The 7,144-nt window shown below is 45.6% G+C and carries 7 protein-coding genes; all 7 read right to left on the bottom strand.

The genetic code is table 11. From position 1 onward, the window contains the following. Positions 1-127 precede the first annotated feature (127 nt). A complete protein-coding gene (locus WMO62_RS15510; RefSeq protein ID WP_349145249.1) occupies positions 128-664 on the bottom strand; it encodes a hypothetical protein in 537 nt (178 codons plus the stop codon). Positions 665-749: 85 nt separating this feature from the next. Then, positions 750-3,023 carry a M56 family metallopeptidase gene (locus WMO62_RS15505; RefSeq protein ID WP_349145248.1) on the bottom strand — a complete coding sequence of 758 codons (2,274 nt, stop codon included), beginning with the start codon at positions 3,021-3,023 and terminating at the stop codon, positions 750-752. A 1-nt stretch (position 3,024) separates the two neighbouring features. Further along, on the bottom strand, positions 3,025-3,390 hold the full coding sequence (locus tag WMO62_RS15500) for a BlaI/MecI/CopY family transcriptional regulator (RefSeq protein WP_349145247.1): 366 nt from the start codon (positions 3,388-3,390) through the stop codon (positions 3,025-3,027). A 108-nt stretch (positions 3,391-3,498) separates the two neighbouring features. After that, positions 3,499-4,674 carry a DUF4179 domain-containing protein gene (locus tag WMO62_RS15495; protein ID WP_349145246.1) on the bottom strand — a complete coding sequence of 392 codons (1,176 nt, stop codon included), beginning with the start codon at positions 4,672-4,674 and terminating at the stop codon, positions 3,499-3,501. A gap of 17 nt (positions 4,675-4,691) precedes the next feature. Further along, entirely contained in the window at positions 4,692-4,940 is a 249-nt protein-coding gene (locus tag WMO62_RS15490) for an RNA polymerase sigma factor (protein ID WP_349145250.1), read from the bottom strand. A gap of 29 nt (positions 4,941-4,969) precedes the next feature. Then, complete coding sequence (locus WMO62_RS15485; protein ID WP_349145245.1) at positions 4,970-5,191, bottom strand: RNA polymerase sigma factor; 222 nt, start codon at positions 5,189-5,191, stop codon at positions 4,970-4,972. Positions 5,192-5,358: 167 nt separating this feature from the next. Further along, positions 5,359-6,750: a magnesium transporter gene (gene mgtE, locus WMO62_RS15480; protein WP_349145244.1), complete on the bottom strand. Its 1,392-nt coding sequence runs from the start codon at positions 6,748-6,750 to the stop codon at positions 5,359-5,361. Positions 6,751-7,144 lie beyond the last annotated feature (394 nt).

The following is a 7,144-nucleotide window of genomic DNA, read 5'->3' as shown; positions in this document are numbered from 1 at the left end:
TCGGCTCTGCCCATTTGTAACTATTCACAAATCTTATATCAGTTTTTAACGTTTACACAAAACTTGAAACGGTCTCGCTGGAAACCTTTCACCATTTCCGCCTGTCTTCTTATTTATCCTGTTTCTCTTATGCTGCTTTCTCTGCCCGGAAAAATACGCCATCGCAGTAGATCCACAGCTCTTCATTATCAGTTGCGAAGAATACACTTCCGAAGAAATCATCATTTGCCAGTACCTGTACAAAGGATAATTCACCGGCGCCATTCCACCAGTCACTTAAATCAGCTTTATAGTCCTGTGCCATGCTGTCCTGAGTATATACGTCCAACATAGTCTCATAACCTTCAATTTCATAAGAAGTATCTCCAACCATAACCGTTGTCTCTCCGTAGGTCACAGTCTGATCCTTATATTTTTCAACCTCTTCTTCTGCCAATGCACTGACTGCTGCTGCCTTCACATCTATGATCTTCCAGCTTCCATACCATGCAGGTTCATCTGTCTCTTCCTGCTCCGTATCATTCTTTTCTGTATCATCTTTCGCCTCTTCCGCAACTTCCTCTACCTCGACACTGTCTGTCTGCGAGCTGTCCGTAACGACTGCACAGCCTCCCAGAGAAACAGTCAGCAATCCTGCTGCCAGCATCATCAAGTATTTCTTCATTGTTCTGTCCTCCTCGTAAGTCATATGATTTTAACCTGACACATGTACTTTCTTACTGTCAGTGGACTAATCAATCCAAGATTGATCAATGCCGGATATTTCCATCCGGATAAGGTCCCGTCAGATTCGAAAAGCTGTTAGTGTCAGCCTCCAGGGTAATCTCATATGCAGTCTCATCATCCATCACTACTGTCCAAGTCTCTGGCTGGTCAGCATAATCCTGATAGGTTGCATAGACTTTCTGACCATTATACTGACCAGAATGGGTCACGAACCACACTGCTTTTTCACCCTCGGACATCATATCATATCTGTCCGGTAAAATCATCATTTTTACGGGTGAATACCATACTTTTTGTGCATTTGCCAGATATGCGGACGCAATGGATGTGGTATCGCCCGGAAGATCTGCAAAACAACGGGAATAGAAGACTCTGCTGTGTTCCAGATCATCCTCTGACATGCCAAGATCAATAGTTCTAAAGTCATAAGCGTAATAATAACACTCGGTCACCTGAAAACCAGTCAGGTCATAGATCTCCTGCACCGCCCGCTGGGCATGGGCCTTGGCTTCTTCCTCCGTGTAAATACCCGTTGTAGTCACGATACCCTCTGATGATTTTGGCACATAATAATGAAGCGTTGCATTCTGAAAGCCTTCCCTGTGAGTGATCGATGCGGTTCCGTCAATCTCTGTATTTGCACCTTCTATGGCATCTCCACTGACCGTATCCAGCAGATTCAGAAATTCCTGCATCTTCTCCGGGGACTCTGCGTAAGCTTTGATGTTATCCACACCCAGCCACTGCTGTGCACTGTCAATATCCACATACGAGGTGTATAGCACATCGTTCTCGGTTCCATCTTCTGCAATCAAAGCATAATTCCACTGGACTTCTCCCAGATTGTCGATCAGTGCCAGCATGAGCACGGCTGTTCTGGACATCTCCTGATTCAGTTTCGACTCCTCCGTTCCCGTCTTCACTTTCAGCGTCTCTTTGTTCTGCTCCAGCAGAAAATGATATTCATATGGCTCCTCTGATGTCTGCAGTTCTGTCTTTCCTGCATATACAGAACCAGGTCTCACTTCTTCAATGGCTCGAAGCACCTTGCCATCAGCAGAAATATCACCCACATAAGGATTTTTTACACTATACAGAAGCGTTGCTGCATCAGAAACGTTCGAACTGTCTGACTGTGTCTCGTCTGCATTTTCCTGTGCACTGCTCGCAGTATCTGTATTGGCAGAATCTCTGATATTCTGCTGACGGTTGCTTCCCAGTAAAAGGATAGTTGCAATAAGAATGACCACACCAACAACACCGGTTCCCACTGCTGCTTTTTTGAATCTCAGCACATGTTTGATCCGACTCTTTACGTTTGGTTCGCCGAAACCAAGCGGCACATATCCTACCGATTCTCCGGACGCAAACTGAAGTAAGGCCAGACTGTATGCTTTCCGCTGCTCACTTCCCAGCAGTTCCAGTACCTTCTCATCACAGCTCATCTCCATATCTCTGCACAGAATCACCCAACTCAGCCACACCAATGGGTGGAACCAGTACACTGCCAACAAAACACTTGCAAATAATTTCACCAGATGATCCCGGCGACGGATATGATACTGCTCATGCAGAAGGATCATTTCCCGGCGGCACGCTTCCAGTCCGAAAGGAATATAGATTACCGGATGAAAAATTCCCATGGCAAATGGGGACGGTAACTCGTCACATTCATAGACCGGCGCTAATCTCCAGCCCGTATGGATCAGTCGCTCACTGGTCGTATCCTCTGCCAGCACTGCATGACTTAATCTGCGTCTTGTTTTCAGATAGCTGTATAGCAAGTAGATGAGAGAAAGGAGCATGCCCGTAAGCCAGATACGGGAGAGGAGATGTAACATTAATTGGTCGTTGGCAGTGTTGTCAGTGCTCACGTTGGATGCAGTGCTCTGGGCGGTTCCTGTCGTGTTGTCCTGCATAGCTGTTTTGTCGGTCATATTATTCTGAGCAGTTGTTACGGAATCTCCATCTCCAACCACCGATTCACCCTGCATAGTTCCTGTCACATGCGAATCAACCGCCTTCTGTACATCCCCGGCCTCTGCCTGCTCACTCTGCACCAGCTCATCTGTCACACTCGTCTGTTCAATCTGACCTACATTCCCCATCAAAACCAATCCCACCGGTGTACTGACCGACACCGGACAGATCAGGCGAAATGCCACCACGATCCACAGTGCATACAGATATTTCCGCGGGATTCTGTGAAATACCAGATGAAGCATGCTCACAACTATAATGCAGACACCCGCAGTCAAACTCATCTTCAGAATCTGAGCAAAGATCATTTCCAGCATATCATCCCTCCTCCTGATAATTGTCAATCAATGCTTTCAAGTCCTCTGCTTCCTGGCGGGACAATTTTTTCCCACCTAAAAAAGCGGTCAGGAATCCCGGCAGCGAACCATCGAAGGTCCGCTCCACAAACTCATCAGACTCTTTCGCCTGTACCTCTTCTCTGGTCACCAGCGGTGTTACTAATGCATTTTCATTTTTCAGAACGCCCTTCTGGCTCAACCGCTTGATCTCCGTATAGGTAGTGGATTTCTTCCAACCCAGATACTCTGCGCACAGTCTGACCAGTTCCCCCGAACCAATGGGACCATGTTCCCACACCAGTGTCATAAATCGGTAATCGCTGTTACAAAGTCTGTATTCCTCCATATGGACTCCTCCTGTATCTGTCATGCGCAAAAGGTCGGTTATTGTAGACCTTCTCTTTTTCTTTAGTCTACAATAGCCGACCAGCATTGTCAATCCATATATATTTTTTTATTTCAAATCAACCGAAACGTATTTTTCAGGGGAATCTCCTGCGTGAATCCGAAACAGCAGGGACTGCACCTGATCCACATCAATCACCCGGTCAAAGGAAGAGATCTCATAGGCATGTGTGTCGTCCTGATAACCAATCTGACCTCCGTTGAGCAGATAGAGCAGACGGCTTCCATCCTTCAATACTACTCCACCAACTTCCGGCAATCCATTGTCATCTTCCTGTGCCTGAATCTCACCGGTCACTTCGTAATCGACTCGAACGGAAATGGGTGAAAGTGCCGCTGAGAGTACCGTCACATTTGCATTTTCAAGAGGTGCATTTAGCTCATAGGTCTGTGCAGCATCTTTTCCACTGACCGGGATATCAAAGCTCCAGGTTCCTTCGATTCCATTCATAAACATTGTTTTCTTCACGGTCCCAAGATTTTCCATTTGAACATGGAGCATCTGCCCCAGAAGACTTTCTTCTGGATCTGGCTTATATAAAGTCATCACATATTCCAATGTTCCATCTTCCGCTTTATATCGTTCTATTGTCGTTCCATTTTCATCAACTGTAAGTGGCGTTCCATCTTCATATACGGGATTTCCGTTTTCATCACAGATAATTCCATTGTAAAAACTTCCGTTCATATTAACGAAACTGTCTTCTGCTGTTTCCTCGTCTCCTGTATATACTTTCATCGTTTCAAAGAAAGGTTCTTCTCCATCTGGAAGATCATACCCTTCCACCTGAAAAGACAGATGTACAAAATGTCCATCAGCGATCATTTCCATCGGTTTCACTGTAATTCCTTCGGATGTCACTTCCATGCCTGTCAAATCTGAATTTGCTGAAGTATATGCCTGATCAAACTGCGTCACCATTCCCTGATCCGTCAGATTTTTCTGCTGTTCTTCTGTTGCCTGAATATTTGCCTGCATACCGCGGCTCCACAGGTGGTGAATGACTGCTGCCGTCGCAGTGATTCCTCCTGCTCCGATCAGTACCGCACATGCCACTGCAGCCGCCTGCACATGATGGATTCTTCCTTGTATACGAGTTACTTTTCTGGTTGCTTTTGTGGATCCTGTATTTGCCCGAATCTGATTCAGCGCCGCATCTGCTTTTCTAAATACCACTTCCGGAATCTCCACGTCCCTATTCAGAATATCTTTCTCTTCTTTCATTGTCCTGCTCCTTTCTGTCAACGATAATAGGTTTCCAGCTTTTCCCTTCCCCGCTGAAGCCTGGTCTGCACTGTACTTCTCGGTATCTCCAATAGTTCCGCGATCTCGCCTGTCTGGTATCCTTCGCTATAATATAGAACCATCACGATCCGGTATTTTTCATCCAACTGCCCCAATGCTTCCTTCAGTTCCACATTGTACTGATCCTCCGCTACAGGTTCCTCATAATCCTCCATGGTTGTCATCCGTTGTTGCTTCTTCCGCATATCATAGCAGTGATTGATCAGGATCCTGGTCAACCAGGTCTTAAATATTTCTCCTGCTTCAATGTATGCAGCTTCTCCCAGCAGCCAAGAATCGTATCCTGAATCGCATCCGCTGCGTCCTCGTCATTCATGAGGATTGAGATGGCCACCCGATACAGATCCTTCATATAGAAATAGATCAGACTGGAAAATGCGTCCGGATCCTTGGATCGCGCCTTTCGGATCAACTGCAGCAGTTCCTTTTCCTGCATTGCTTCTCCTCCTTCCTTACATTCATTAGACGTAGTAATACTCTGTTTGATCCCATATAAGAAAAAAGACAGCCGATTTTTCGACTGTCCTTCTCAATTTATCGCTATTCAAATCTCTGCCCGCAAAGCCTTCTCTGCGAGATGGTGCTATTCCTTATATGATTCCATTATACCATGTGTAAGAAATGAATCAGCAGAATCCACACCAGACCATAGTAGATCACAACAGCTACTAAATCGTTGACGGTAGTGATCAAAGGACCAGACGCAACAGCCGGGTCAATCTTGATCTTATGGAAAAACATCGGAATCAAAGTTCCCACTAAACTGGAAATCACCATTGCCGCCATCAATGAAAATCCGACGCAGCCGGAGATCACAAATGCATGGACTACCGGATTGCCCTTCAGCAGCCAGATATACAGTCCAATAAAGATAAATGCCATGATTCCCAGGAACAATCCATTGAAAAATCCGACCTTCATCTCCTTAAATACAAGTCCCACTTTCTCACCCGCAGTCAGATTCTCATCCATCAACACACGAATGGTAACAGCCAGTGACTGTGTGCCTACATTTCCTGCCATATCAAGGATCAATGACTGAAAACACATAACAATAGGGAGCACGGCCACTACGGTCTCAAATATACCAACCACTGTGGATACTGCCAGTCCAAGAAACAGCAGAATAACCAGCCACGGAAGTCTCTTTTTCATACTCTCGGTGGTAGTCTCCTCCAGATCTTCCTCAGCGGTCAAACCTGCCAACTTTGCGTAATCCTCGCCCATGGCATCATCGACTACTTCAACCAAGTCCTGTGCCGTAATGACACCGATCAGCTGTTTATCTTCTGTCAGAACCGGGATAGAATCCTCCGCATAATCCTTGATCTGCTCGATACAGTCATCAATCTTCTCATGATCTGTTACATACGGATAAGATGTACTGATGATATCTTCCAGTGCATCCTTCTCTCTTGCAATGATCAGATCTTTCAGATCGATAGCACCATAGAACTGATCATTCTTATCTATTACGTAAACAGTAGATATATTGTCATTTTCACCCGCCTGCCGGATCAGTTCTCTCATGGCCTGGCGGATGGTCAGATTCTCATGGATCACAATAAAATTGGTTGTCATCAGACTACCGACTTCATCATCCTCATAAGACTGCAGCATCTTAATGTCATGGCTGGATTCCTCATCCATCATGCCGACCAGTTTTTCCTGGGTGGTATCATCCAGCTCATCCAGGACATCCACTGCATCGTCCGAGTCCATGTAAGACAACACCTGTGCTGCCTGTCCAAGATCCAGTTCCTTCAGGTATTCATCCGGATCTTCAATATAAGTAAAAATCTCAGCAATCCATTCCGGTCCCAGCAACGGATATAAACGTCTTCTCTCTTCCTCCGTCAACTGCTCAAATGCATCCGCAATGTCACTCTCATGATAATCGGAAATCTGATCCTGCAGCTCATCTGCCGCCAGGGAGCTGCGTAAGATTTCCAGCAATTCTTCTACATAATTTGGTTTCTGAACCATTTTATCCATGTCTTTCGCCTCCTCTATTGGTCTCAAAAGGGCATAAAAAAACCATCGCTCTCTCCAAAAGCACACTTACATTTCCGGCTGTATAGTATAGGAATTTACGCGATGGTTATATTCAAAGACATGTGAAATTAGTCAGAGGTCTACTGATGCTCCATGGGCAACTGCCTCTGCGTCTTATGATATCTGCCATCGCAGTTCGTACTTCGTCCCGTACTATCGCAACTGTCCATAGATTTACACCTCCTATCAAATACGTGTATATTTTAATCTTCTGAAAGCTTCTAGTCAAGATTTTTCGGTATTTTCCCCTCAACAGAAAAGGGGCTGTAAAAAAACTCCCCTGACAGAAAAATCGCCCAGACCGTGAGGTCTGAGCGATTTTTTGGTATAATTA

This window comes from Hominiventricola aquisgranensis (genome assembly GCF_040096225.1).
GTDB classification, from domain to species: domain Bacteria; phylum Bacillota; class Clostridia; order Lachnospirales; family Lachnospiraceae; genus Hominiventricola; species Hominiventricola aquisgranensis.
Note: the sequence above shows the minus strand (reverse complement) of the source record. Positions and strands in the feature narration are given on the sequence as shown.

What these genes read in the sequence shown, in the direction of transcription:
- WMO62_RS15495 (WP_349145246.1), bottom strand. Translation starts at nt 4,674, where the DNA reads ATGAAAGAAGAGAAAGATATTCTGAATAGGGACGTGGAGATTCCGGAA.
- WMO62_RS15505 (WP_349145248.1), bottom strand. Translation starts at nt 3,023, where the DNA reads ATGCTGGAAATGATCTTTGCTCAGATTCTGAAGATGAGTTTGACTGCG.
- WMO62_RS15485 (WP_349145245.1), bottom strand. Translation starts at nt 5,191, where the DNA reads ATGCAGGAAAAGGAACTGCTGCAGTTGATCCGAAAGGCGCGATCCAAG.
- mgtE (WP_349145244.1), bottom strand. Translation starts at nt 6,750, where the DNA reads ATGGATAAAATGGTTCAGAAACCAAATTATGTAGAAGAATTGCTGGAA.
- WMO62_RS15490 (WP_349145250.1), bottom strand. Translation starts at nt 4,940, where the DNA reads ATGCGGAAGAAGCAACAACGGATGACAACCATGGAGGATTATGAGGAA.
- WMO62_RS15500 (WP_349145247.1), bottom strand. Translation starts at nt 3,390, where the DNA reads ATGGAGGAATACAGACTTTGTAACAGCGATTACCGATTTATGACACTG.
- WMO62_RS15510 (WP_349145249.1), bottom strand. Translation starts at nt 664, where the DNA reads ATGAAGAAATACTTGATGATGCTGGCAGCAGGATTGCTGACTGTTTCT.